Origin of the sequence: Sphingomonas limnosediminicola, assembly GCF_039537965.1 — a bacterium.
Lineage (GTDB): Bacteria > Pseudomonadota > Alphaproteobacteria > Sphingomonadales > Sphingomonadaceae > Sphingomicrobium > Sphingomicrobium limnosediminicola.
In genome coordinates this window covers 2,006,483-2,029,493 of record NZ_BAABBM010000001.1, presented here as the reverse complement: position 1 = coordinate 2,029,493, position 23,011 = coordinate 2,006,483, and the positions used below count along the sequence as shown (strand labels likewise).

Below are 23,011 nucleotides of genomic sequence, written 5' to 3'. Positions count from 1 at the left end.
AGCCGGCGAACCGAAGGTGCTCAGAATGGACAAGATCAACGGTTACCCGAGGGGTGACCGAATATTATCGGCGACCCTCAATGGCAGTCGAGAGGCTGAATGGGTCGAATTGCTTCAGAAGAGACTGGGCCGCAATAGCCTGGGACTGATCGAGCGATCGGAGTTGGCGGAAGCATATCAACGCACCCAGATCTTTCGGCGTGGGCAGACTATCGTCGACCATGCTGACGGCCAGTCCCTGCACATCCTGATCGAAGGCTGGGCGGCTCGGACCAACATTCTTGAAGACGGCTCTCAGCAAATCACGGACATCATCCTGCCGGGGGATTTTTGCGATCTGTCACGCCTCACCGGCGGCACGTCGATGAGAGCCGTCGCGATTACCAGCGGCCGCGTCGCTCTTTTAGACCGTAAGGCGCTCCTGGGCGTAATCGAGCGCCAGCCGAAGCTCGGACTAGCCTTGATCCGCCTTGCACTCAGTGAGCAATCCATTTTGCGCGAATGGCTGACGTGCACGGGCCGGCGGGACAAGCGCCAGCATCTCGCCCATCTGTTGTGCGAACTCCATCAGCGTTTGCGACAAGTTGGCCTGGCAGATGGCGACGAGTTCGATTTTCCCCTGACGCAAAGCCAACTTGCTGACGCAACGGGGATGACTCCAATCTACGTGAACCGCCTGCTCCAGGGATTGCGCGACAAAGGTATCCTCAGCTTGGAGCAGCATTATTTGTCGATCCACGAGCCGCGACGGCTCAGGGAAATTGGCGGTTTCAGCGGTTCATATCTCGCGGACTAGTCGCACCTCTGGCGATCTCGGAGGCGCGCGCTGGCGTCCTTTGCCGTCCTTCGGGGTTCTGATCGGCGACGACCGGGAGCGAGCGAGGATCTGGGCGTTGCGCCGGTATTGCGTAGGGGTCAGTCCAAATTCCTCGAGGAACCAGCTGCCAAAGGTCGCAAGCTGTGAATAGCCGAGCAGCTCGGCAACTGCCGTCACCGATAGTGTAGAGTTAGCGAGGTAGCGCATCGCGAGTTCTCGCCGCGCACTCCGGCACAATTGATTGAATGATGTGCCTTCAGCTTTCAGCCGGCGCTGCAGGCTCCGCGCCGTCAGACCGAGACATTCAGCTGCACGGTCCAGCGAAACGTCTCCCTCGTCGAGCATCAGAAGGATCGCGCTGTTGGTCTTGGCCGTGGCCTGACCCTTCAGATTGCCGGGCAGAAGATCGAGTAGTTCGCGAGCGTACGCAGCCAGCTTTGGATCGGCGAACGGGTTGGGCGTGCGAAGGTTAACCGATGAACACGACATGCCGTCGAAAGCACTTTCGAATTCGAGGCGACAGCGGAAGAAGCGCTTGAACGTTGCCAGATTTTCGGGGGTGCCGTCTCGAAAATGCATGCAGTCAGGATCCCAACTGAATTCAAGCGCTTCCGAAATCGCTTTGTAAGCTATTGCAGCAGTGAGCGTCGACGCAGGCCGGCTGCGGAGCCCGGGGACCAAATTCCACTCGACGATCGCTGACCGCCCGTCATCTTGGACGCTTAAATGCAGCAGGTCATTGAGCAGGTAGCTATATTGCTCCGCGGCAAGAATGATCTGACCGATGGTCGCTTCGTGCTTAAGCAGAAGCGAAACCGGCCCTAAACTGGTGAAGGTCCGGCACTTGCCAAGCAGGATTCCGAAATCGTCGCGGCCCGATTTTTCTGCCGACTGATCGAGCAGCGCGATCACTTTCGCAGCCGGCAACCAATTCTCGGGGTTTCGGAGGTCGCCTGGCCGAAGCCCGGCGCCCCGGATCATTGCGGAAGGATCCAGGCCAACGAAACGCGCGACCTCGTCGTAATTCGTCAGCGTTACCGCACGGGCTTGCAGGAGCAATCCCAGTCTCCCGTATAAAAAAGGTAGTCAAAGAGAATAGGCTACGCGCCTCCGCCGTGCAGCCTATCGGGAGAAGTCCGCAGAACGTCGCCGCCCGCTTGTTCGAACCGTTTCTCCGTATTCGATAGGCAGTCGTGCAACAGCTAGCCCCGGGGCGCGGCGGCTTTCACCATTCTTTGGTCGATAAGGCCAAACGCAGATGGTGTTGGCCAGACGTATCTGACTGAGATCATTGCCCATTCATTATTGGCACGACGTTTGCAAACCCTCTCCCTGACCAACAAAGTTAGCGATCAAAACGGAGAGCGAAGGATGACGGTGTCGAGGCTATTGGACAAACTTGCTGCACGCCCCTGGGCGCTCTCATGCACCAGCTTCGTGCTGACAGCGCTTCTCATCATTCCGAAAGGCGTGATCATCTTCTGACAGGCGAGTTTCCGCTTCAGTCGCTCCGCAGAAGTCCCTTGCGAGCGGGCAGCTCGTCGATCTGCGTACCGCTTCCCAGCCAATTCCAGACGATCGCAAACATCAGCCCGAACATGGCGCCCAACACGAAGGTCAAGACGACCAGCGCTCCTGCCGTCATCAAGGAGTAAGGCATCAGTTCATGCTGCAACTCGACGAAGTGCAGGTTGAGCACGAAGTCCATGAACGGCTTGGCTACGCCGAACGCGACCATCACAGCTCAGATGAGGTGGAAAAGCGCGGTGACGGTGCCGACGGCGAACGAGCTTCGCACAAGGCTAAGATGCCGCATCATTCTCTCTCCTCACGCAGGAAGTGTTTCAGTGGGCCATCACCAGGTTCTCGGAGCAGGCGCCCAGGAGGTCGCGTGTCACTCCGCCGAACAAGAATTCCCCGACACGGCTGCGGCTGTAGCCGCCAATCACCAGATAGGCGGCGTTGTTTGCGCCTGCATAACTGACGAGGTCGGAGGCGATCTCGCGGGTCGCGCCTTTCTCATCAAGAGGCGCCGCGATACCGTGATGCGCCAGATATTTGACCAGACGCGTGTCCGGAAACGCGAGGTCCTTGTCTTCGCTGTAGCGCACGACCCGAACTTCGGACGCCATGCTGAGCAGTCCAAGGGACATTCGAACGGCGTTTGCTGCCTCGACGCTTCCGTTCCACGCAACGACCGCGGTACCGAACGGATCGAAAGCGTCCTTGCTTCCTCCTGGAATCAGCAGCGGAGTGCGCGCATTGCACACGAGTTCGCCTAGGAGGCTCGGGCCAGTGGAGCCGAATTCGCGAAAGCTCGGTTGCCGGCCGATGACGAGCAGGTCCGAGAGCGCCGCTGCCCGAAGTAACTCGGGAGCCGTTGCTGCGGTCGTGTCTCTGTAGGACCAACTGACGTCTTCGTTCCGAAGGCGCTCTTCCAGGCGCGAGCGGGTCGTCGCCGCCTGCTCTTCCAGCGCTTCGACGATCTGGCCACTGACAAAGGTGCCGCCGTAGCAGTCGACTATGGAGTAGGCCTCGATCGGGACAATCTGCACCAGATCCAGGTGAGCCGAGCATGCGCGTGCCAATGACAGCGCCGTTTGCAAGCGCTGCTCCATCCCGTCGTCTTCATGAACGTGGAACAGGATCGACTTTATGCCGACGTTCGTCGGCCGCTGGGCCGAGGAGGTTGCCGGTCGATGTTCCATTACGAGGTCGGTTGCACTGACCATCTTGGGTCTCCCTTCCGGACTGGTCGGGATTGATCATCTGCCGCAGGGACACCCAGGGAAATGCGGGATTCTGCGTAGTGCGGAGGGATCGATGGTGACGGGTAAACTTCGACCCAGGTTGGGAAGTTGTCATCCGGTGCGCTGATGAACTCGCTTCTGCTATGCGCCGTTCATGAGCCGAAGCGTCTCACAGACCATTTCTGACTTGGGCCATCGTGTATCGGTTTGGGCGGCCGATGCCGCTGCGCACCCGCTCACGCAACTAGGAGTAATCCTTTTCTGCTTCGTTTGGTAGGCTTCGGGACTGCCGACCGATGTTCTTGTCGCGACCCTATCGATCCTCGCCATCACGCTGACCCAGATGGTGCTCAACCGCCAACGACTTCGAGAGGAGGAGGCCCGTTACCGGGATATCGCGATGCACGCGAAACTCGATGAGCTGCTCAGGTCCGAGGAGCATGCCAGTAAAGACCTCGCGGGGATCGAAGAACTCGAGTGGGAGGAGCTCGCTGCACTGAAGCGACGGCTGGCGGAGTCCCGAGCGACCGACACAATGTCGCAAGAAGAGTCGAAATAGAACCCGGCCCAAAGAACCGCCGGCAACTTAGGCGGCCAACTTCTCCGTGCGCATCGCGATTGTCACGACGAGGCCGGTTTCCTGCCAGTCATAGGTGAGTTCGCCACCGAGCTGACCCGCCACGGTTCGAGCGATCAGGCGGCTGCCAAAGCCTGTCAGCTCTGGATGACCGACGATTGCGGGTCCTCCAGTCTCTGCCCAGAACAAGCACATCCTATCTCCGTCCGTGCGGCTTGAGAGATCCAAGAACCCCTCGGCAGAGGACAACGCGCCGTACTTGACCGAGTTAGTGGCCAGCTCGTGAACCACCATCGCCAAAGCAGAGGCGGTCCGCTCCCCGATGCCCATCCGTGGAACGGCGACGCGGATACGCCCGGAGAAGGCCGCCGTTTCGTCGTAAGGAGCGAGCAACACCGACAGAAGGTCACCAAGAAGCGCTGCCTTGCCTTGCTCTCCTGGTAGCGGTCGGACGATGTCGTGAGCGCGGCCGAGCGCGGTCAGCCGCTCAGTCAGTTCGCCAGTCATCTGCGCCACGGAAGAGGCGGATCGTCCTGTGAGCTGCGTCAGCCCCCCAGCGATGGACAAGAGATTCTTGACGCGATGGCTCATCTCGCCGGCGAGTAGTTCGCTTCCCTCTTCGGCCTGCTTTCGACCAGTCACGTCGAGGAAGATGCCAAACATCTCGCCATCGACAATCCCTGCGTCGGCTCCCTGCCCTCGGGCCGAGATCCAGCGGACTTCCTCTCCAACGAGAACCCGGAAATCGATTTCGTAGGAGCCCTCAACCGAGCGCGTTGCGTTGAACGCGGCACGGACCCTGTCCCGGTCGGCGGGGTGAATGTTTGCCGAAAGCTCCTCGAAAGTCACTTGCTCTGACCATGGCAAGGCCCAGAGTTCGAAGCCACGCTCGTCCATCGCGAACTGATCATCGTCGACGTGCCAGGACCACAGGGCGACACAAGCTGCCTTAACCGCCAGCCGGAGGTGATCCTCGTGCCACGCTGCAGTTTTGTCCAAGCCCAATCACGCGCCCTGTCGAATGATATGCTGAGACCGACCCTGTGCCACTAAGCGACTGCCCGCAAGCCGCTAATCGGACGGGGACGCGGATAGTTCGCCTGATGGGTCGATCTACATAGATATCCCTAATGGCTGTGCGCTTTCGCGCGGCTACGGAAGCCGGACCTCCTTTTTGGCGAGCCCGATCGCACTCTCTGCTGAAGGAACCGACATATGCAGATGCACCGCCGCGCTACTGCCGAGCTTTTGGGCACTTTCTGGCTGGTGTTTGGAGGGTGCGGCAGTGCGGTCCTGGCCGCTGCGTTTCCCGACGTGGGCATCGGGCTGCTCGGCGTCGCGCTCGCTTTCGGCCTTACGGTGCTGACGATGGCCTATGCGGTGGGCCACATTTCCGGGGCGCATTTCAATCCTGCCGTAACGGTCGGGTTATGGGCCGGTGGCCGCTTCCCGGCGCGAGATATCCTTCCTTACGTCCTCGCGCAGGTCGCAGGAGCGATTGTCGCTGCGTATGTTCTCTATTTCATCGCGAGCGGCGCGCCGTCGTTCGACCTGGCGCAAAGTGGATTGGCACAGAACGGCTTCGGCGACGCCTCGCCCGGCCATTACTCGATCGCCGCAGCGCTCACGATCGAAGTGATACTCACCGCGGGGTTTCTAATTGTCATCCTCGGATCGACAGACGGCCGGGCGCCCGCCGGCTTCGCGCCGATTGCCATCGGGCTCGCACTCACCCTTATCCACCTGGTCAGCATTCCGGTGACCAACACGTCTGTGAATCCCGCCCGGAGCACCGGCCCGGCGCTGGTTGTCGGCGGACTGGCTTTGCAACAGCTGTGGCTCTTCTGGGCCGCGCCTATCGCGGGCGGAATTCTGGGAGGAGCGCTGCACCGCATCCTGTTCGCTCGCGGAGAAAACCCTGACGTGGCCGGAGACGCTGGCGCACAGCATCGCTGACCATTCCTCCTCTGCAGTGGGTCGAACGGCGGCCGTTAGCGCGCGCCTGCTGGCATTGACCCGCGGCCTCCGCTAGCTCCTCCACATGAGCAAGGTCCCCGTACTCGTCACCGGCGGCGCCGGTTATATCGGTAGTCATGCGATGCTCGCGTTGAAGGATGCGGGCTGGAGTGTTTCGGTCATCGACAATCTTTCGAACGGCGTGCGCGAGGCGGTGCCGGAAGACGTCCCATTCTACGAGGGATCGATCGCCGACCAGGCGCTGGTGAAGCGCATCTTCGCCGAGCAGGGCATCCAAGCGATCATGCATTTCGCGGGATCGATCGTCGTTCCGGAATCGGTCGAGAAGCCGCTCTTTTATCACTGGAACAACACGATCGCGACGCACGCGCTGCTGAGCGCGGCGGTCGAAGCGGGCATCAAGCACATCCTCTTTTCGTCGACTGCGGCAGTGTACGGCGCTCCCGAAACGGTCCCGGTCGACGAGGATTCGCCCAAGGAGCCGATCAATCCCTACGGCGCGTCGAAGTTGATGACCGAGCGCATGCTCGCCGATGCGTCGGCGGCCTATGACTTCAACTATGGCGCGCTCCGCTATTTCAACGTCGCCGGCGCCAACCCGCAGCGGCGTAGCGGGCAGCAAGGCAAGGGATCGACCCACCTGATCAAGGTCGCGGTGGAGACGGCGGTCGGCCTGCGCGACCATATCTCCGTCTATGGCACCGACTATGACACGCCCGACGGCACCTGCATTCGCGACTACATCCACGTAAGCGACCTCGCGGCGGCGCATGTCGCGGCGCTGGAATGGCTGATCGCTCATCCCGATGAGAATCTGACGGTCAATTGCGGCTACGGACGCGGGCTGTCGGTGCTCGAAGTGCTCGACGCGGTCGACCGTTTGACCAACCAGCCGATCAAGCGCGTGATGGAAGGCCGCCGCGCAGGCGACCCGCCGGCGCTCGTGTCCGCCAACCAGCGCATTCTCAAAACGCTTGAATGGCACCCGCAATACCAGGAGATCGACCGTATCGTCGGCGATGCGCTGGAGTGGGAGCGGATATTGAAGGCGCGGCGCGGACTTTAAGGTTTTCGCGCACGCTTAGACGATTCTTTACCGCGCCGGGCTTATCCCGGCACGATGCGCGAGTTGATCTTCATGATTGTGGCGATCGGGTTCCTTGGCTCCATGGCGAGCCACGTCCCGTCGCGCCGGTCTTCGTCCTCGACCCAGCAGATCATGGTGGGCAATCCGCCGGGCGACGATGCGTCCCCCAAGGAGCAAGCCCCTTCACCTATGGACGGCAGCGTGCAGCTGCAGCGCGACCCGAATGGCCATTTCTACGCCGACGTGCAGATCAACGGGACGCCGGTGCATATGTTGGTCGACACGGGCGCAACCGAGATTGCGCTGTCGCGTGAGGACGCTCGCTCGGCGGGCATCGCGACCTCGATCGGCATGAACGACGTCGTCGGCGAAGGCGCCGATGGCAGCGTCCACGGCGAATATGTCGCGATCGACCGGATGAGCCTCGGCCAGAAGAACGCCGAGAACATGCACGCGGTAGTCCTCAACAGCGGCGGACAGTCGTTGCTCGGGCAGAGCTTCCTCAAACAGTTCGCGTCGGTAGAGATCCACGGCGACACGATGACGCTGCGCTAAGCCGCGGCCGGTCCACCAATTAGCGAGGCTGGCGGCTTGCCGAGATGCTCGGCGAGCGCTTCGACGCAGGCACGATATTCGGCTCGGCGCGCGGCCATGGCAGCATAATCGCAGTCGGCGCGGACAGGGTAGCCAGCAAGCGAGAGCCGTTCGGCAGCTTCGCGGAGTTGTCCTGGGCCTTCGGACACGCCCTCCTTCGGGGGGATCGATATGACTGCCGCCAGTTCGCGAGCCATCCTCGTGCCGTCCTGGTTGAGCAGGACCGCCGGACCGAACAGGTCCGGCTCGTCGAGGCAAAGCTCGAAGTACAATGCGGCATCCAGCAGGGCTCCCAGCGCGGCGGGCCAGCCGGCGCCGGTCCCGACCGACTGGAAGTAGATGAGCGAAGGATGGGTGGTATGGCTTTGCCGGACGGTGGCGCACCAGTTGCGCCCCTCCTCCAGCAGCTCACGAATGGCCTGACGATTATTGATCGCCGCAAATCGCTCGAGCAGGGTGATGGCAGAAGGCGGCTCTCCCGCAGATGTGTTGAGCTTGATGATGCCGGTATCGCGCCGGGCGATGCTGCTTTGCACCTCAAGCAGATAGGTGACTGCCATGGTCATCACGGCAAGACCGCAGAAGCCGGCGCCGAGAATCACCCAGCGCGCGTTACCTGCGGGATTTAGCTTGCTGAGGCCGACAGTGACCAAAGAGCTGCCAGCGAGATAAACGGCGTCGCCAATACCACGCAGGGGCGGCTGGAAATCGTGGCGCAACGCATAGTTCATCAGGCCGAAGGCGATCGCCAGCAGGCCCATCCAGGTAATGAAGCACGCAACCAGGACGAAGGGCGCGAACGTTGTGGAGAGACCGCGGCGCCTGCCGCGCATCGCTTTCCACAGCGGCAGCAGTAGGACGACAAGCCGATGCGCGACGCGCAGCGAGGTCCGGCTTCCACCCGGCACGACGACGGTATCGAACACGTCGCGCAGCGTCAGTCCGGCGAGTGTCAGGCCAAGAAGGAAGTAGATGATTTCCAGCGCCATCGCGCCTGAACGGCCGTAAGTGTGCTTTAGTGCCGCGAACGGCTGCTCCTTGACTTACGCGAGTGCTCTATCTAGGTGGGCGCGCGGTTCGAAAGAACCCTTCCGACAATCAGACACGAGACACGAGCAGGCGCCCGGCCATGAAGATTCGCAATTCACTGAAGTCGCTTAAGTCGCGCCACCGGGACTGCCGTGTGATTCGTCGCCGTGGGCGCACCTACGTCATCAACAAGACGAACCGTCGCTTCAAGGCGCGCCAGGGCTAAGCCTTCGGCCCCCCGTTGCGATTCGGGGAAAGTCACACGACATAGCTGTCCAGGCCCGCGGGAAGACGTTCCGGGGGGTGAACAAATTTCACCCTCGGTTCACCTCCTCCAGGCTATTTAGGTCGCAAGGAGTGTGGTCGAAATGCGCAAGTCTTCGAAATTTCTGGTGCTGGGCTCGGTCGCGGCGTTGGCCGCGGGCGGCTGTGCGTCGGTTGCTCTTGCGCAGAGCCAGCAGCAGACGCCGCGCGGCTGGAATTACGAGATCAAAGACGGCAAGCGTGTGCCCAAGGGCGGCAACCGCGTAACCAACCCCGACGGCAGCTGGCGGGAAGAGGTCAAGCAAGGCAATTGCGTGACCATCAAGGAAATGTCGAAGAACGGCGAGTACAAAGAGACCCGCCAGTGCAACCCCGGCTAAGCCTTTAGTCGGCGGCGTTTCCGACCGGACTGGTCGCGGTCTCGTCGAATGAGCCCGCCGGCCGTTTCTGGATTTTGCAGATCGGCAGTCCGCTGCCCGGCACGTCCTTGCAGTCGCGAACCTGCGCGCTACCGTCCGGGCCGGTGAAGATAGCCCAGTCGCGCTTGGACTTCCCGTCAGTGCAGGTCGCCATCCACATGTCGAGATTCTGCCAGGTACCGACGTAACCGGCGTCGCTGACGCGTTTGCAGAAATAGCCGGCGGAATAGATTGCCCGCTTGAGCGCGATGGCGAGATTGAAGGCGTCGAGCTGGTGCAGCTTGTCCTGGTCCGGCCCGCGAACCTTGATCTGCGTCCGATTTGCCTGTTGCTGACCCTGATCGCCGCAGCTCGCCAGCGCTAGCCCGGTCATCAATGCCATCACGATCTTGCCGCGCATTGGACTCTCCTCAGGACTTATAACGAATTTTGACCCGCGAGGCTGCAGCCTTGGCACGGCCGACCGCCTCTTCCGCATTATCGCTGCGGGCGATCGCGATGCCCATCCGGCGATTCTTGAGTGTCTTGGGCTTGGCGAAGATGCGCAAATCCACGGGATGGCGCGGTGAGCCGAGCGCCAGCGCGTCGTCGAGACCTTCATAGGAAACGGTTTCGCTCTCCTCGGTGGCGAGGATAACGGCCGACGCGGAGGGAGCGATCAGCTCGATCGACGGGATCGGCAGGCCGAGAATCGCGCGCAGGTGCAGCTCGAACTGGTTCGGAAATTGCGAAATCAGGGTGACCATGCCGGTATCGTGCGGGCGCGGGCTTAGCTCAGAGAAAATTGCCTGGTCTCCGCGAACGAAAAATTCGACGCCGAAAATGCCATGGCCGCCGAGCGCATCGACCACTTTTCGCGCCTGGAAGCGGGCGGAATGGAGCGCTTCCTGCGGGATGCCGGCGGGTTGCCAGCTCTCGCGATAGTCGCCGGCCTCCTGGCGATGGCCGATAGGCGCGCAGAAAATGACGCCGTCCTTCGTCGCGACCGTGAGAAGCGTAATCTCGCTGTCGAACTTGATGAATTCCTCGACGATGACGCGCGGCCGATCGCCGCGCATGTTCTCGACCGCGTAATCCCAGGCCGGGCCGACTTCCTCGAGCTTCTTCGCGGTGCTCTGGCCCTTGCCCGAACTCGACATCACAGGCTTCACGATGCAGGGAACGCCGACTTCCTGGGAGGCGGCAATCGCTTCCTCGCGGCTTTCGGCGAAGCGGTAATTGGATGTAAGCAACCCAAGCTCGCGGGCGGCAAATTCGCGGATGCCGTCGCGGTTCATGGTTAGCTGCACCGCCTTAGCCGACGGGGCGACCCGCCATCCTTCCTTTTCGAGCTCGGCGAGGGTGGCCGTATCGATCGCCTCGATCTCCGGAACGATGACGTCCGGCTTGTGCTTCTCGACCGCAGCCCGAAGCGCCTTGCCGTCGAGCATGGAGAAGACCTCAGACGCGTCTGACACCTGCATCGCCGGAGCATTTTCGTAGCGGTCGCAGGCGATCATCCGGCAGCCAAGCCGCTTGGCGGCTATCGCGAATTCTCGGCCAAGTTCTCCGGAACCCAAAAGCATCAAGGTGGCGGTGTACATGCACTCGCGATAGCGGTGCCGCTAATGCTCGGCTAGACCGACTATTTCGAGGGGGGAGATGCACATGCGTTCACTGCTTTTGTTGGCTTCGGCGGCCCTGCTGATCGGCGCTGCCCCGGCGAAGAAGAAGCTGCTGACGCCTACCGACGTCGTGACGTCGTCTCCTGCAAGCGCGTGGAAGACGATCCCGGCCGACGACCTGCTCGTCATGGATCTCGCCAATGGCGGAAGAGTGGTCGTACAGCTCGCGCCGCGCTTTGCGCCGGTTCACGTGGCAAACATCCGGGCGCTTGCCCGCGCGAACTATTGGGACGACGCGTCCGTCTACCGCGTGCAGGACAATTACGTTGCGCAATTGGGCCAGAACGAGAGCGAGAAGCCGTGGCCGGCGGGCGTCCAGCCCAAGCCGCCGGAAGAATATATGCGACCGACAAAGGGCCTGGCGATCACCCCGCTGGGCTCTCCTGACGCCTATGCGCCAAATGCCGGTTTCGCCGATGGCTGGCCGGTTGGGTATAGCCCGAAGGCGGGCTGGGCGACGCTTGCACACTGCTATGCAACCGTGGGGGTAGGCCGAAATCTGTCGCCGGACACAGGGACGGGCGGCGAGCTCTACGCAATCATCGGCAACGCAACGCGCCATATGGACCGCAATATCGCGGTCGTCGGCCGGGTCATCGACGGGATCGAAAAGCTGAGCTCACTTCCGCGTGGGACCGAGGCACTCGGCTTCTACAAGGACAAGGCGCAATATATGCCGATCGCCAAGCTGCGCCTGGCGAGCCAGATCGCGCCCGGAGAGCGACCTTCCTACGAATATATGGATACAGGGAGCGCGAGCTTTGCGCAGTACCTGCATATCCGCGCCAACCGCCACGACGACTTCTACATCCGGCCCGCGGGCGGCGTCGACCTCTGCAACGTGCAGGTCCCAGTACGGAAAAAGACCGCCTAAGCGGCCCAGGCGTCCACGTCGCGGTTGCGATGCTGAATGACCACGGGACCGTGGTGAGAACGCATGCTTGCTTCCGCCAGCGGAAGCGCCGTGGTGCAAAACGCGCACTCCGCTGAAACGCGGCCGATGAGCCAATGCGTTCGCCCGCAACCCGGGCAGTGGTTAACCTCGTGCTCGCGGTAAACGACATGGTATCCCCGCTCCTGGAGATTGTCGCTCGTACCGGTAATGGTCGGCATGATTTCCTTCCTTCCGGCGCCGCCAACGAGCGAAAGCGCGAAGCGGTTGCAACAGCAGTGGCCGCAATTGGGGAGGCCAGTTGAAAGAAAGGGATGAAACGGCCCTGACCGGGGATCAGCCGTGCGCGGGGATTCCATAGTCGCCGAGCGTGATCGGCTCGGAGAATTCGGCGCCGAGCTTGTCGCCGGCCGTCCATTTGACGACGGCATTGGCGCGGTCCCGGCCGGGGAGTATCAGCCAAACGCGCGATCCGACCTCGAACGCTGCGTCAGACTCAGCCATGAAGCCGCGCTCGGAAATATTCAGCACGTTGGCTTCGACACCATTGGCGCCAAGCTCTCGCATCTTCACCTCGAGTTCGACCGGGAGCCGCAGCTGGCTGCGCCGATCCGTTTCGTCCTCGGCGATGCGCGCCCTGATCATTCCGAAATTCATTCCCACGCCGATTTTACTCCCGCGGCGACGCGAAGGACAGGCCGATGCGGCCCGCGCGAACCCAGCGCACCTGTGCGGACACGACCCCATGGTCAAGCAATTGCAGTGCCAGCCGTTCACCGATGTTTGGGGTGTGGGGAAAAAGCACCATGGCGCCTGATCGCGACACGTTGATGAGTCGGACGACGTGCTTGCGGCCGCGAAATTCGAGGACACCCGTGCTCGACGACGCCGGCGCGCGCAGTTCGGTGCGCTCGTCGATTGTGCGCTTCTCGGAGCGCGGGATCATCGATCCGTCGAGAATGAAACTGGATGCCACGCCACTTGCCTCCACCTTGGGCGAGACCAGCTTAGCCAGCCTCGCTTAAGGATTGGTTTGCAAAGGAAATAGGCGGCAGGAAGGTGCCTAGTGTGGCCGCCAGGTGACTGGCGAGTTCTACGCATCGCGTGTATGGGAAACGACAGTGGGTGGGAGTCTTCGTTTAAAATGAACGGGTTGATGCTGCCGAAGGCGAAAGGTGCGACTGCACTGATGTTGCTTGCGGGGGTTGCGGCGTTTGCGTCGCCGGCCTTCGCCCAAGTGAAGACGGGTCTCGCGACTCAGGTGAAGCCGGTGGCGCCCAAGCCCGCTGCTTCGACACCTGCGACCAGCCGGGGAACGCAAGAAGCGCCCGTGCCCGGCAATCCGGATTATGCGCCGACGCCCGGCGCGGCCGTTCCGCCACCTCCTCCGCCGCCTCTGCCGCCGGTCGTGTGGGACCTCGTGAGTGCGGAAGACCTCCTCTCTTACATCCAGCAAGTCGGGAAGGACGGACTGAACCCGGCCGACTACGATCCCGCCGGCCTCGCGTCCGCGATCCAGAGCGGCAATCCGGCAGTCGTTTCGCCGATCGCCACCGACCGCTTCAATCGCCTTTCGAACGACCTGGCGCTCGGCCACGTAAGGAAGCCCGCACGGATCGATTGGTGGATCGTCGACAAGGACATCGACCCCGCAAAGCAGGATGCGTTGCTGCGTTCGGTGATGGCGCAGCATAATCTGCGTCAGACGCTGGATGGCCTGTTGCCGACGCACCCGCAATATGCGGCCCTGAAGGCAGCGCTCGAGATGACGCCGGCCACCGACACGGCAAAGATCAACCGCATTCGGCTAAACATGGACCGCTGGCGCTGGCTGCCCCGCGACCTTGGGCAGAAGTATATCATCGTCAACGTCCCCGGCTTCCACGCGACGTTGGTCGAGAACGGCGTCAACCGCTGGAAGCAGCGCGCCATCGCCGGCAAGCTGTCGACCCCGACGCCGCAACTAAATGCGACGGCTGTTGGCGTAATCCTCAATCCGGCGTGGAACGTGCCCAAGAGCATTGAGAAGGAAGCCGCGGGCAAGAAGGGTTTCATCCCGATCAAAGCCCCGGACGGCAAACGCGTCCTTTACTGGCAGCAGCCGCCGGGACCGACGAATGCGCTCGGTCAGGTCAAGTTCGTGATGCCAAACTCCAAGGCGATCTACCTTCACGACACCAATGCGCGCAGCCGGTTCAATGATTCGACCCGCGCGCTGAGCCATGGGTGCGTTCGCACTCAGCACATTCTCGACCTCGCGACCGAGTTGCTTGGCGACGACGGCGGCCAGTGGACACCGGACAAGATCCAGGCGACGCTCGACAGCAAGAAAACGGTGCAGGCGAACTTCGTGAAGCCCCTTCCCGTCTACATCGTCTACTTCAGCGCCGCCGCGCTGATCGACGGCAAGATCGTCGACTACAAGGACCTGTACGGCCGCGACTCAAAGGCGATGGCAGCGATGCAGATGAAGGACGGTGGAGCGAGCCTCACGCCGCCCAAGGTCAAGCCGGAAGATCAGGCTAGTGTTCCGGCGAAGCCCAAGAAGGAAGTCGCGACCCGTAATTAGTTTCGCGGCGCTTTCGAGCGGTCGAGGATGACGGGGTTGATGAACGCCAGCCCGACGAGGCCGTCTTCCGCCCACTTCACTTCGGCCGGGACGAGGATCCCGCCTTCGAAGCGGACGTGCACCTGCGCGCCGGGCACCAGTTCGGTAACGCTGTCGCCCATCGCGCCGCCTTCGGAGATGTTGTGAAGCGCAAACTTGGTCGGCGACCCGTCGATCAAGAGCTGGAGCTTCCGGCCGTTTGCTGACATTCGGGGGTGGCGGCGCAGGTCGGCGGAAGGCGCCGGCTTGGTCGAACGCGCCTTGGGCAGCGAAGCTTCCTGGCGATAGGTTTCCGCGAGCGGCACAGCGGTGCCACAGAAGCCGCACTCGGCGCTGATCCGCCCGATATACCATTGCGAGCGGCCGCAGCCCGGGCAGTGGTTCGATTCGTTGGCGCGGTAGACAATGTGATGCCCGCGCTTCGCGAGGCCCGCCGCGAAGGATGGCGCCGCCCGTTGGAACAACATCACATCCGACATCTTCGCACTCCCTGCTCCCGCATCGATCGCGAGAATATCAAGTTAGGCGCGCCGCCTTGCCGAATGGTTACCGAAGGCAACTTAACTCTGTGCCAATACTTGAAGATTAACGAAAAGTTAATTTCGGGGGCGTCGTTGGAGTCGGTCTCTGGCGGGTTGGCGTACTTCTCGCAAAAAGGGGGATCCAATGTTTCGCAAGTTTGGAATGGCGGCAGTCGCTGCGGGCTGTCTGTTGGCATCGACGCCTGTTGCAGCATCGCCGATTTTGACGGGCACGTGGTACGAATTTCTGTTCGGGGGAGTGGGCAGCGCGCTGACAGCAGGCACCGGGGGAGTGCCGGGCACCAATCCCGACTCGACCTTCGCGCCAGATGCGCCTCGGACTTTCACGCTAGTCGATCCTGCGGAATTGGTCGTCACCGACGCATTCGCTTCCGTAGACCAGTTCGAGCTTTTCGCTGGGATCAACGTCGGCGCCTACCTCAGGCGGAGCCTGCGGCGGCGATATTACTGCCTGCCTGGCTGACCCCAGCTACAGCCACGGGACGTTCTTGCTGACGGCTGGCGATCACTCGATCACCGGGTCAACGCTGCTGTCCGGACTTGGGAGTGGTGCGGCCTTCTTTATCGTTCGCGCGGTTCCGGAGCCGGGCACCTGGATGATGATGCTGTTTGGCTTCGGCGCCATTGGCCTCATGCTGCGCCGCAGTCGCAAGACGATCGCTCAGCTGGCGTAGTTCGCTTCAGGCAATAGAGAAAAGCCCGGCCGTTTCCGACCGGGCTTTGCTTTTGCCTTCAACTCAAACCAATCGTTAAGCGAGCTTATCCGCGTAGATCATGCGGCCGCCCGCGAGCTTGCGCATTACTTCGTACTGGCTCTTGCGGGACATCGCGAAGCACCCTTCCGAGCGACCAAGCTTGCCGTGGATCGGAATCATGTCGTCCTCGGCATACCAGGCGTTGTGGATGACGATCGCGCGCGGTTCAGCGTTATAGTTCGACCAGTCGAGGCCGCGGACCTTCATCGAAAGGCCGTACTTGCCGTCGTAATAATCGCCCGTGACATAGGTTCCGTTCGACGAGGCGTAAGAGCCGAAGTCGTTCGAGAAACGCTCGACGAAGCCGCTGTGATCGGGATCGGAGCCGCGGCCATGTGCGACACGGTGCGATTCAACCGTTCCGTTCATGAGATCGACGACGTGGAAACGCGGATCGCCTGACGGCTGCGAGAAATCGACGATGGCCATCGAATCGCGCGGCGCAATCTTGTGCTGGTCGAGCGCGGCCTTCGCGCGGGCGAACAGCTGCGGATCGATGCCGGCAGGAGCCTGAGCAACAAACGCCAGCGGATCAGGCGTACGCGGCAGCGGCTGAGCCGGAAGAACGAGCGATGGTAGAGCGTTCGAGCTTGCGGAAGACGACAGAAACGCCCCCGCCGCGCCCATGGCGCCAAGCCGCAACATCTCCCGCCTATTCAAAGTCACCCCAGGCCCTCCGCCCACAAAAACGAACGATGCTTGTACCATTCAATGGGTTAACCGTGGATAACCCATATGTTCATGTTGCGCGGCCCGTCGTTCTACTTCATCGGTTCATCGCAGAGTTCGCGCATTTGCAGCGGGTTGAACCGATTTGCAGGCGCTGCTAAGGGGCCGGCGCCGCCGCGGTATTCCTCGGAGGCCGCTACACTATTGCTGGCGATTCTGGGCCAGAAGGCCATTCGCTGAATTTATGAGGGCCGAAGGCTTGGCTCCAAGGGAGAGTGACGGGAATTTATGCAAATCATCGTTCGCGACAATAATGTCGAGCAGGCGCTGCGCGCGCTCAAGAAGAAGCTGCAGCGCGAGGGCGTCTACCGCGAGATGAAGCTGCGCCGTCACTACGAGAAGCCGTCGGAAAAGCGCGCGCGAGAACGTGCCGCCGCCATCCGCCGCGCCCGCAAGCTCGAGCGCAAGCGCGCCGAGCGCGAAGGCGCCCGCTAAGCCTTAGACGAACCCAATCGTGTCCGTCGCCGAAGCCGCCCATCGACCCGCCAGGACTGGCCGGGCCGCGGGATTGTGGCTGGGCTTCCTGATCGTTATCGGCGCCGCCGTTTCGCTCGCCTGGTACGGCGCTGGCTCCCTGCGCCCCGAGGTGACCAAGAGCGGCCTGCAGTTCCGCACGATCAAGGCCGGCACGGGCAAGAACATTACGCAGACCGACGCGGCGTTGATGGACTATGTCCTGACCGCCAATGACGGCACCGTCTTCGACAGCAGCCAAAAGCATAATGGCGCCCAACCGTTCGCCATGGGCCACGTCTATCCCGGTTTTGCCGAGGCGATGAGCCGCATGCAGGAAGGCGGCGTCTACCGCTTTGTTCTTCCCCAAAATATCGCCTGGGGCGCTTCCGGCGAACCCGAAGGCTGGCCCAAGGACAGTCCGCTGACCTTCGACGTGCGCGTCCAGAAGGTCGTGCCGGGCGGCGCGGCGTTGCTTGAGCAGCAGATGCAGCAGCAACAAATGCAGCAAATGCTCCAGCAGCAGCTGCAACAGCAGCAACAGCAGGGCGGCAGCCGCTAGGTCTTCCCGGCCGCGACGAGCTCCGGCCCTTCCCGCTCCTTTTCCGCCTGCTGATTGCTAAGGTCGACCAGCGCGACCTTGAGCGTTGCGAGGATCGGATCGGCGAAAAGGACGCCAAGGACCCCGAAAAGCGCCGCCATCAGCAACTGAAAGGCGAGCACCATGGCCGGCGCCAGGTCGACCGTGCGGCGGGCGATGTAGGGCACGACAAGATAGCCATCGATATTCTGCACGAAGAAATAGACGAAGACCGCGTAAAAGCCCTCGTGCGTGCCGGCACTGAAGCCGACGGCGACCATCAGCACGCCCGACGTGATTGCACCGATGTTCGGGATGAAGGCGAGGACGCCGGTCACTAGCCCGAGAAGCGCTGCCATGGGCACGCCGCCCAGACTCAGCATCGCCCAGGTGAAGACCCCTTCGAACAGCATGCCGACGAGCCGCCCGAACAGAAGGCGGCGAAGCGTGTGCCCAGCGTGCGCGGCAATCCGGTAGAAGCCGGCGCGATGGCCCAGCGGCAGCATCCACGCGATGCCGCGATCGTAGATGCGCGGTTCGGCGGCGAGGAAAATGCCGATGACGATCATGGCGATAACGCTGGTGACGGCGCCGATCGCGCTGCCGACCGCGCTGGTAAGACGGCCTACTGACCCAAGGATCTGGGTCCCGAAATCAGCCGATTCACCCTTCGGCACGAGGCCGAGCGATGAAGCAAAGGCCATCAACCGATTGAACTGCGCCGTGACGACTTCCCGCAGCGCCTCGAACTGCGCCGCAATGGTGGTCCCGGCGAACCAGAACACCCAGCCCAGGAAGCCGAAGCCCAGCACCAGCACGAGCAGCAGGCGCCATCCGCGCGGAATCGGCAGCCAACGGCCGAGCAGCCGGATGCCGCCATCGAGGAAGACCGCGAAAATCGCGCCGCCGACAATCAGCAGCAGCGGCTGGGCGAGGAAGATGACGCCGGCGATCCCGAGCGCGACTCCGAACCACACGACCGCCTTTTGAATTTCGCGGCGGACCATGGGGTCCCGGAACTCCACCGGACCGGGCCTCTCGATATGCGGCTCGGTGGTCGGCGGACGCGTGCTCATCAGCTGTTACGAAGCGACCGTCCGGCGCGGCCGGAACGAAGGGATTCGAACCAGCTCAGCGGATTGTACCATTTGGTCGAACCGTTGAGCGAGAAGGTGATGAACTCGGCGCGGCCGCCGATATTCTCCCACGGCACCGGACCGCCCAGCCCGCCATTCCATTCGGGCACGCGGCTGTCAGCCGAATCGTCGCGATTGTCGCCCATCAGCCAGAGGTGCCCGGCGGGAACGAGCTCCGGCCCGAAATTGTCCTCGGGGGATTGGCCCAATTCGACCGTGTCGTAGGAGCGGCCGTTAGACATGGTCTCGCGGACGATCGGCACGCGGCAGTACATCTTGCCGTCGGCACCGCGGACGCGGAAATCGTAGAGCGCGGGGTCCTTCTCGGAACCGCAAGGCGAGTTTACGTCGATCGGGATCATCTGCGCCGCGAGCGGTTGCCGCTTCACCGGCTTATCGTTGACGAACAGCTGCCCATCGACCATCCTCACGGTGTCACCGGGAAGACCGATGACGCGCTTGATGTAATCGGTGCGCGTGCCGGGCGGCGTGACGATGACGATGTCGCCGCGCTCCGGCAGCTTGCCGAACAGGCGGCCCTGCACGGCGGGGAAGACATGGAAGCTCGGCGATACCCACGACCAGCCATAGGGATATTTGCTGACGACCAAGCGGTCGCCGGTCAGCAACCCCGGCATCATCGATTCCGACGGGATGTAGAAGGGCTTGGCGATGAAGCTGTGGAACGCCAGCACGGCGAGCAGCACCCACAGGAGGCCCTTAATCTCGCGCCACAAAGCGGAGCCTTTGGCTTCCTTTTCGGCGGCCGGCGCGGCTGGTTCTTCAAACTGCGCCTCGGGAACAGTATCGCTCAATCAGGGCTCCAACTTACGAGCGGTCAGGATCACGAATGCCTGCGCCCAAGGGTGATCGTCGGTCATCGTCAGATGTATGTCGATGGCGTGGCCTTCCGGCGCAAGGGCGTCAAGACGCGCCTTCGCGCCGCCGGTCAGACTTAATGTCGGCGCCCCAGACGGGAGATTAACGACGCCGATGTCTTTCATGAATACGCCGCGCTTGAACCCGGTGCCGACGGCTTTCGAGAAAGCTTCCTTCGCGGCAAAACGCTTGGCGAGCGTGCCAGCAATAGTGTGGGGACGGGATGCGGCCTTCCTGCGTTCGAGGTCCGTGAAGACCCGGTTGAGGAAGCGCTCGCCGAAACGGTCGAGCGAATTCTGGATCCGCTCAATGTTGCACAGGTCGGAGCCGATGCCGAGGATCATCCCGCAGACCTCGGCAGCAGATGCGAGAATATGAGTACGAGAATGAGCAAGACGAGCGCTGCCGCCGAATAGGCCGTCGATCGACGCTCGTAGCTCCAGGCGCGCCAGCCAAGCGCAAAGGCGATCAGGGCAGGCGGTGGAACGATCGCGAAATAGTAGGGCGAATGGCGCGCCGGTCCCAGCGTGCCTACGACTAGGAACAGGATGGCCCCGATCATGACCACGCCGGCGAGATAGCGCCTACCCCTCCGCTGCTTCTCGCGCACGCCCATCGTCATCGCGCGGCGTCCATCAGTTCGCGCATGCGGCGCACGCTGGCTTCGAGGCCGGTAAAGATCGCCTCCCCGATCAGGAAATGGCCGATGTTGAGCTCGGCGATCTGCGGGACGGCAGCGACGGGCACGACATTGTCGAAGGTAAGGCCGTGGCCCGCGTGGGGCTCGATCCCGTTCTTGGCGGCGAGCGCGGCGCAGTCGGCGATTCGTTTGAGCTCGGCTGTCCGCTCTTCGCCGTCAACGTGTGCATAGCGGCCGGTGTGTAGCTCGACGACTGGCGCGCCAAGTCGCACTGCCGCGTCGATCTGGCGCTCGGACGGCTCGATGAACAGGCTGACGCGGATGCCGGCATCCGTGAGTTCGTCGACGAAGTAAGCGAGGTGATCTTGCTGGCCGGCGGCGTCCAGCCCTCCTTCGGTCGTCCGCTCCTCACGGCGTTCGGGGACGATGCACGCGGCGTGCGGCCTGTGCCGAAGCGCGATGTCGAGCATCTCCTCGGTCGCGGCCATCTCCAGGTTCAGCGGCAGGTCGATCTCGGCCATCAACCGGTCGATGTCGTTGTCGGTGATGTGGCGGCGGTCCTCGCGCAGGTGCGCGGTGATGCCGTCGGCACCCGCCGCGGCGGCCATGATCGCGGCGCGCACGGGATCGGGATGATCGCCGCCCCGCGCATTCCGGATCGTCGCGACATGGTCGATGTTGACTCCGAGCCGCAGCTTCATCGGCAGACCACCGCCGACAACAAGTCGTAGGCGAAGCCCTTGCCTTCCCATGGATCGCCAAGGTTGGTCGGGCGATGGCGGCTGAACATGATCAGAGCGCGGCCGCTCTCGGGCATGATGAAGTTGCGAAGCTCAATGCCGCCGACCAGGCCCTGCCGCTCGACGATACGGACCGGCTTCGAACAACCCTTCAGCGCAGCGGGATAAATCCATTGGAAAAAGCCGTAATAGCCGTTGTCGCGGCTGCTCGCCCACATCTTCTCTTTCAGGTCGGCGGTGAGGAGCTGCTTCCCCATCAATGCGTGGTCGAATTTCCACAAGTCGCCGATCGTGCCGTAGGCGCCGCCCGAAGCGCCATAGACACCGAGGTTCAGGAGGCGATCCTTGTCGCTGAACTCGCCGGTCGGCTGCACGTGCTTAGCAGGCGGAAGGTTCACCTCGAACATGCCGAAACTCGTCATTCCAAGTGGCTTGGCCAAACGTTCATGAAGCAACTGCTCGAATGACTTGCCGGTCACACGCGCTAGCACCTCGGCGAGGACAATGCTGTCGCAATTGTTGTACTCGAACTTCTGCGGCGGCGAGCCGCGCGCGAGGCCAGCGCAGAAGCCGCTTGCCGAGACCTTCGGGCTCTTAGCGGCCGAGCGGTAGAAGGCCGGGATACCGTCCTTGTCCTCGGGGCTCGCGTCCGGCTGCGGCAAGCCGCTATTGTGGAGGAGCAGGTCGCGGATGCGGAGCCACTTGCCGAACGGCGCCTTCCAGTCGGTCCAATAGCGGACGACAGGTGCGTCGAGATCGAGCTTGCCGCTCGCGACCTCCTGCATGGCGATAACGGCAGTAAGCTGCTTGGTGATCGATGCCCAGCGCCAGACGGCATCGGGCGGCGGCGCCTTCGGACCGAGCGAGGATGCTTCGCTCGTGCCGTCACGTTCGCCGATCAGGATTGTGCCGTCAAATTTCGCCTGGGTCGCTCGGGCGCGGACCTTGTCGAGGACGGGAGCCGGAACGCGCGCCGACGCCGCAGTGCTGAGGAGCATCAGCGCGGTGCCGATGACGAGCGCGGCGCTGGCCTTTCTCATCAGGCGGCGCGGCTGCCCGGCTTGATGGCGGGGATTGCCGCGAGCTCGGCCGGCACCGCGTCCGCAGCATAGGTCGGGACGTCAATGCGGATGAGCGGGGTGTAAGGTACGCCAAGGTCGGCAGCGCCGCCGGAGCGGTCTACGAGAGAGGCTGCCGCGATCACCTTGCCGCCAGCCGCTTCGATGGCCGCAATCGCTTCGCGCGACGAAAGGCCGGTGGTCACGACGTCCTCTACCAGAAGCACGCGCTGGCCGGGTTCGAGGCGAAAGCCGCGGCGAAGCTCGAACACGCCCTGAGGGCGCTCGACGAACATTGCCGGTTTCCCAAGCGAGCGGCCCATTTCGTGGCCGATGATTACCCCGCCCATAGCCGGCGAGACGACCGCATCGATGTCATCGCGAATCCCAGCGGGTAGCTTGGCGGCAAGGGCGGTCGCGAGCCGCTCGGCACGGGCCGGGTCCATCAACACTCGCGCGCATTGCAGGTAGCGCGGGCTCCTCAGACCAGAGGACAGGATGAAATGCCCCTCGAGCAAGGCATCGGCGGCGCGGAACTCGTCGAGGATTTCGTCGTCGGTCATCATTGGTGAACGCAGCCATTAGGCGGGTTCATGACATGGGCCAAGTGCCGCTTGAGGCTGTAGAAAGCCGCGCCTATAGAGCGCTCCAAACTCGAAGGGCGCGTCCCCGCGTCCTTGGTCCCAACGCATGCCAACCGGGGTGAAGATGAGATTGATTGGATGGGCGATCGCCCTGGCCGCGGCCGGGCTTACACCTGCAGCGGCGCAGACGCCCACAAGTACGCCCGCCCCGGCCCAAGCCAGCGCAACGACCCCTGC

General features: G+C 62.6%; 33 protein-coding genes. 13 read left to right on the top strand and 20 right to left on the bottom strand.

Going from position 1 to position 23,011, the window contains the following annotated elements; translation table 11 throughout:
- Positions 1 to 25 precede the first annotated feature (25 nt).
- A complete protein-coding gene (locus ABD704_RS10280; protein WP_344699586.1) occupies positions 26 to 796 on the top strand; it encodes a Crp/Fnr family transcriptional regulator in 771 nt (256 codons plus the stop codon).
- Here ABD704_RS10280 and ABD704_RS10275 read toward each other — a convergent pair.
- The 4 genes from ABD704_RS10275 to ABD704_RS10260 form a co-directional block, all read right to left on the bottom strand.
- On the bottom strand, positions 779 to 1,876 hold the full coding sequence (locus tag ABD704_RS10275) for an AraC family transcriptional regulator (RefSeq protein WP_344699585.1): 1,098 nt from the start codon (positions 1,874 to 1,876) through the stop codon (positions 779 to 781). The two genes, ABD704_RS10280 and ABD704_RS10275, sit on opposite strands and share 18 nt — an antisense overlap.
- A gap of 442 nt (positions 1,877 to 2,318) precedes the next feature.
- Positions 2,319 to 2,555, bottom strand: coding sequence for a hypothetical protein (locus ABD704_RS10270; RefSeq protein WP_344699584.1), 237 nt, complete (start codon positions 2,553 to 2,555; stop codon positions 2,319 to 2,321).
- 106 nt (positions 2,556 to 2,661) lie between these two features.
- Positions 2,662 to 3,549, bottom strand: a complete 888-nt coding sequence (locus ABD704_RS10265; protein WP_344699583.1) for a universal stress protein — start codon at positions 3,547 to 3,549, stop codon at positions 2,662 to 2,664.
- A 331-nt stretch (positions 3,550 to 3,880) separates the two neighbouring features.
- Positions 3,881 to 4,009: a hypothetical protein gene (locus ABD704_RS10260; RefSeq protein WP_344699582.1), complete on the bottom strand. Its 129-nt coding sequence runs from the start codon at positions 4,007 to 4,009 to the stop codon at positions 3,881 to 3,883.
- On the opposite strand from ABD704_RS10260, the gene ABD704_RS14690 reads away from it, so the two are divergent.
- Positions 3,968 to 4,126: a low affinity iron permease family protein gene (locus tag ABD704_RS14690; RefSeq protein WP_425565459.1), complete on the top strand. Its 159-nt coding sequence runs from the start codon at positions 3,968 to 3,970 to the stop codon at positions 4,124 to 4,126. The two genes, ABD704_RS10260 and ABD704_RS14690, sit on opposite strands and share 42 nt — an antisense overlap.
- 27 nt (positions 4,127 to 4,153) lie before the next feature.
- Here the strand turns inward: ABD704_RS14690 and ABD704_RS10255 are convergent, their stop codons facing one another.
- Complete coding sequence (locus tag ABD704_RS10255; RefSeq protein WP_344699581.1) at positions 4,154 to 5,143, bottom strand: sensor histidine kinase; 990 nt, start codon at positions 5,141 to 5,143, stop codon at positions 4,154 to 4,156.
- A gap of 222 nt (positions 5,144 to 5,365) precedes the next feature.
- Between ABD704_RS10255 and aqpZ the strand changes: the two genes are divergently transcribed.
- The 3 genes from aqpZ (at position 5,366) to ABD704_RS10240 (ending at position 7,763) form a co-directional block, all read left to right on the top strand.
- Positions 5,366 to 6,100, top strand: coding sequence for an aquaporin Z (gene aqpZ, locus ABD704_RS10250; RefSeq protein ID WP_344700534.1), 735 nt, complete (start codon positions 5,366 to 5,368; stop codon positions 6,098 to 6,100).
- A gap of 85 nt (positions 6,101 to 6,185) precedes the next feature.
- A complete protein-coding gene (gene galE, locus ABD704_RS10245; RefSeq protein WP_344699580.1) occupies positions 6,186 to 7,187 on the top strand; it encodes a UDP-glucose 4-epimerase GalE in 1,002 nt (333 codons plus the stop codon).
- Positions 7,188 to 7,241: 54 nt separating this feature from the next.
- Positions 7,242 to 7,763, top strand: coding sequence for a retropepsin-like aspartic protease family protein (locus ABD704_RS10240; protein WP_344699579.1), 522 nt, complete (start codon positions 7,242 to 7,244; stop codon positions 7,761 to 7,763).
- Here the strand turns inward: ABD704_RS10240 and ABD704_RS10235 are convergent.
- Positions 7,760 to 8,791 carry an ion channel gene (locus ABD704_RS10235; RefSeq protein ID WP_344699578.1) on the bottom strand — a complete coding sequence of 344 codons (1,032 nt, stop codon included), beginning with the start codon at positions 8,789 to 8,791 and terminating at the stop codon, positions 7,760 to 7,762. The two genes, ABD704_RS10240 and ABD704_RS10235, sit on opposite strands and share 4 nt — an antisense overlap.
- Before the next feature lie 140 nt (positions 8,792 to 8,931).
- Between ABD704_RS10235 and ykgO the strand changes: the two genes are divergently transcribed.
- Both ykgO and ABD704_RS10225 read left to right on the top strand, forming a co-directional pair.
- Complete coding sequence (gene ykgO / locus ABD704_RS10230; protein WP_006833921.1) at positions 8,932 to 9,057, top strand: type B 50S ribosomal protein L36; 126 nt, start codon at positions 8,932 to 8,934, stop codon at positions 9,055 to 9,057.
- 142 nt (positions 9,058 to 9,199) lie between these two features.
- Positions 9,200 to 9,475 (top strand): hypothetical protein, encoded by a 276-nt coding sequence (locus ABD704_RS10225; protein ID WP_344699577.1) that lies wholly within the window; start codon positions 9,200 to 9,202, stop codon positions 9,473 to 9,475.
- A gap of 4 nt (positions 9,476 to 9,479) precedes the next feature.
- On the opposite strand, the gene ABD704_RS10220 is transcribed toward ABD704_RS10225, so the two are convergent.
- Both ABD704_RS10220 and purT read right to left on the bottom strand, forming a co-directional pair.
- Complete coding sequence (locus ABD704_RS10220; protein ID WP_344699576.1) at positions 9,480 to 9,914, bottom strand: hypothetical protein; 435 nt, start codon at positions 9,912 to 9,914, stop codon at positions 9,480 to 9,482.
- Positions 9,915 to 9,924: 10 nt separating this feature from the next.
- The gene (gene purT / locus ABD704_RS10215; protein WP_344699575.1) at positions 9,925 to 11,097 is read right to left on the bottom strand and encodes a formate-dependent phosphoribosylglycinamide formyltransferase; all 1,173 of its coding nucleotides are present in this window, start codon (positions 11,095 to 11,097) and stop codon (positions 9,925 to 9,927) included.
- 64 nt (positions 11,098 to 11,161) lie between these two features.
- Between purT and ABD704_RS10210 the strand changes: the two genes are divergently transcribed.
- A complete protein-coding gene (locus ABD704_RS10210; RefSeq protein WP_344699574.1) occupies positions 11,162 to 12,052 on the top strand; it encodes a peptidylprolyl isomerase in 891 nt (296 codons plus the stop codon).
- Here the strand turns inward: ABD704_RS10210 and ABD704_RS10205 are convergent.
- The 3 genes from ABD704_RS10205 to ABD704_RS10195 all read right to left on the bottom strand — a co-directional run bounded on the left by ABD704_RS10205 (position 12,049) and on the right by ABD704_RS10195 (position 13,046).
- Positions 12,049 to 12,291: a hypothetical protein gene (locus tag ABD704_RS10205; protein ID WP_344699573.1), complete on the bottom strand. Its 243-nt coding sequence runs from the start codon at positions 12,289 to 12,291 to the stop codon at positions 12,049 to 12,051. The genes ABD704_RS10210 and ABD704_RS10205 overlap by 4 nt on opposite strands.
- Before the next feature lie 115 nt (positions 12,292 to 12,406).
- Positions 12,407 to 12,715, bottom strand: coding sequence for a PilZ domain-containing protein (locus ABD704_RS10200; RefSeq protein ID WP_344699572.1), 309 nt, complete (start codon positions 12,713 to 12,715; stop codon positions 12,407 to 12,409).
- 25 nt (positions 12,716 to 12,740) lie between these two features.
- On the bottom strand, positions 12,741 to 13,046 hold the full coding sequence (locus ABD704_RS10195; RefSeq protein WP_344699571.1) for a PilZ domain-containing protein: 306 nt from the start codon (positions 13,044 to 13,046) through the stop codon (positions 12,741 to 12,743).
- Between the two features lie 168 nt (positions 13,047 to 13,214).
- Here ABD704_RS10195 and ABD704_RS10190 point away from each other — a divergent pair, with 168 nt between their 5' ends.
- Positions 13,215 to 14,639 carry a L,D-transpeptidase family protein gene (locus tag ABD704_RS10190; protein ID WP_344699570.1) on the top strand — a complete coding sequence of 475 codons (1,425 nt, stop codon included), beginning with the start codon at positions 13,215 to 13,217 and terminating at the stop codon, positions 14,637 to 14,639.
- Here the strand turns inward: ABD704_RS10190 and ABD704_RS10185 are convergent.
- Positions 14,636 to 15,157 (bottom strand): PilZ domain-containing protein, encoded by a 522-nt coding sequence (locus ABD704_RS10185; protein ID WP_344699569.1) that lies wholly within the window; start codon positions 15,155 to 15,157, stop codon positions 14,636 to 14,638. The two genes, ABD704_RS10190 and ABD704_RS10185, sit on opposite strands and share 4 nt — an antisense overlap.
- Positions 15,158 to 15,344: 187 nt before the next feature.
- Between ABD704_RS10185 and ABD704_RS10180 the strand changes: the two genes are divergently transcribed.
- Both ABD704_RS10180 and ABD704_RS10175 read left to right on the top strand, forming a co-directional pair.
- Positions 15,345 to 15,683, top strand: coding sequence for a hypothetical protein (locus ABD704_RS10180; protein WP_344699568.1), 339 nt, complete (start codon positions 15,345 to 15,347; stop codon positions 15,681 to 15,683).
- 25 nt (positions 15,684 to 15,708) lie between these two features.
- Positions 15,709 to 15,894, top strand: coding sequence for a PEPxxWA-CTERM sorting domain-containing protein (locus tag ABD704_RS10175; RefSeq protein WP_344699567.1), 186 nt, complete (start codon positions 15,709 to 15,711; stop codon positions 15,892 to 15,894).
- A 75-nt stretch (positions 15,895 to 15,969) separates the two neighbouring features.
- On the opposite strand, the gene ABD704_RS10170 is transcribed toward ABD704_RS10175, so the two are convergent.
- Entirely contained in the window at positions 15,970 to 16,641 is a 672-nt protein-coding gene (locus ABD704_RS10170) for a murein L,D-transpeptidase catalytic domain family protein (RefSeq protein ID WP_344699566.1), read from the bottom strand.
- Between the two features lie 291 nt (positions 16,642 to 16,932).
- Between ABD704_RS10170 and rpsU the strand changes: the two genes are divergently transcribed.
- Both rpsU and ABD704_RS10160 read left to right on the top strand, forming a co-directional pair.
- Positions 16,933 to 17,139, top strand: a complete 207-nt coding sequence (gene rpsU / locus ABD704_RS10165) for a 30S ribosomal protein S21 (protein WP_155265546.1) — start codon at positions 16,933 to 16,935, stop codon at positions 17,137 to 17,139.
- A gap of 19 nt (positions 17,140 to 17,158) precedes the next feature.
- Entirely contained in the window at positions 17,159 to 17,719 is a 561-nt protein-coding gene (locus tag ABD704_RS10160) for an FKBP-type peptidyl-prolyl cis-trans isomerase (RefSeq protein ID WP_344699565.1), read from the top strand.
- On the opposite strand, the gene ABD704_RS10155 is transcribed toward ABD704_RS10160, so the two are convergent.
- From ABD704_RS10155 to pyrE, 7 genes are read right to left on the bottom strand one after another with little or no spacing between them, the layout of a single operon-like run.
- On the bottom strand, positions 17,716 to 18,813 hold the full coding sequence (locus ABD704_RS10155; protein ID WP_344699564.1) for an AI-2E family transporter: 1,098 nt from the start codon (positions 18,811 to 18,813) through the stop codon (positions 17,716 to 17,718). The genes ABD704_RS10160 and ABD704_RS10155 overlap by 4 nt on opposite strands.
- A complete protein-coding gene (lepB, locus tag ABD704_RS10150) occupies positions 18,813 to 19,688 on the bottom strand; it encodes a signal peptidase I (protein ID WP_425565425.1) in 876 nt (291 codons plus the stop codon). The genes ABD704_RS10155 and lepB overlap by 1 nt, the downstream gene beginning before the upstream one ends.
- Entirely contained in the window at positions 19,689 to 20,096 is a 408-nt protein-coding gene (gene acpS / locus ABD704_RS10145; RefSeq protein WP_344699563.1) for a holo-ACP synthase, read from the bottom strand.
- The gene (locus ABD704_RS10140; RefSeq protein WP_344699562.1) at positions 20,093 to 20,374 is read right to left on the bottom strand and encodes a hypothetical protein; all 282 of its coding nucleotides are present in this window, start codon (positions 20,372 to 20,374) and stop codon (positions 20,093 to 20,095) included. Before ABD704_RS10140 ends, acpS begins: the two co-directional genes overlap by 4 nt.
- On the bottom strand, positions 20,371 to 21,093 hold the full coding sequence (locus ABD704_RS10135) for a pyridoxine 5'-phosphate synthase (protein WP_344699561.1): 723 nt from the start codon (positions 21,091 to 21,093) through the stop codon (positions 20,371 to 20,373). Before ABD704_RS10135 ends, ABD704_RS10140 begins: the two co-directional genes overlap by 4 nt.
- The gene (locus ABD704_RS10130; RefSeq protein WP_344699560.1) at positions 21,090 to 22,172 is read right to left on the bottom strand and encodes a serine hydrolase domain-containing protein; all 1,083 of its coding nucleotides are present in this window, start codon (positions 22,170 to 22,172) and stop codon (positions 21,090 to 21,092) included. Before ABD704_RS10130 ends, ABD704_RS10135 begins: the two co-directional genes overlap by 4 nt.
- Positions 22,172 to 22,753, bottom strand: coding sequence for an orotate phosphoribosyltransferase (gene pyrE / locus ABD704_RS10125; RefSeq protein WP_344699559.1), 582 nt, complete (start codon positions 22,751 to 22,753; stop codon positions 22,172 to 22,174). The genes ABD704_RS10130 and pyrE overlap by 1 nt, the downstream gene beginning before the upstream one ends.
- Positions 22,754 to 23,011: the final 258 nt, after the last annotated feature.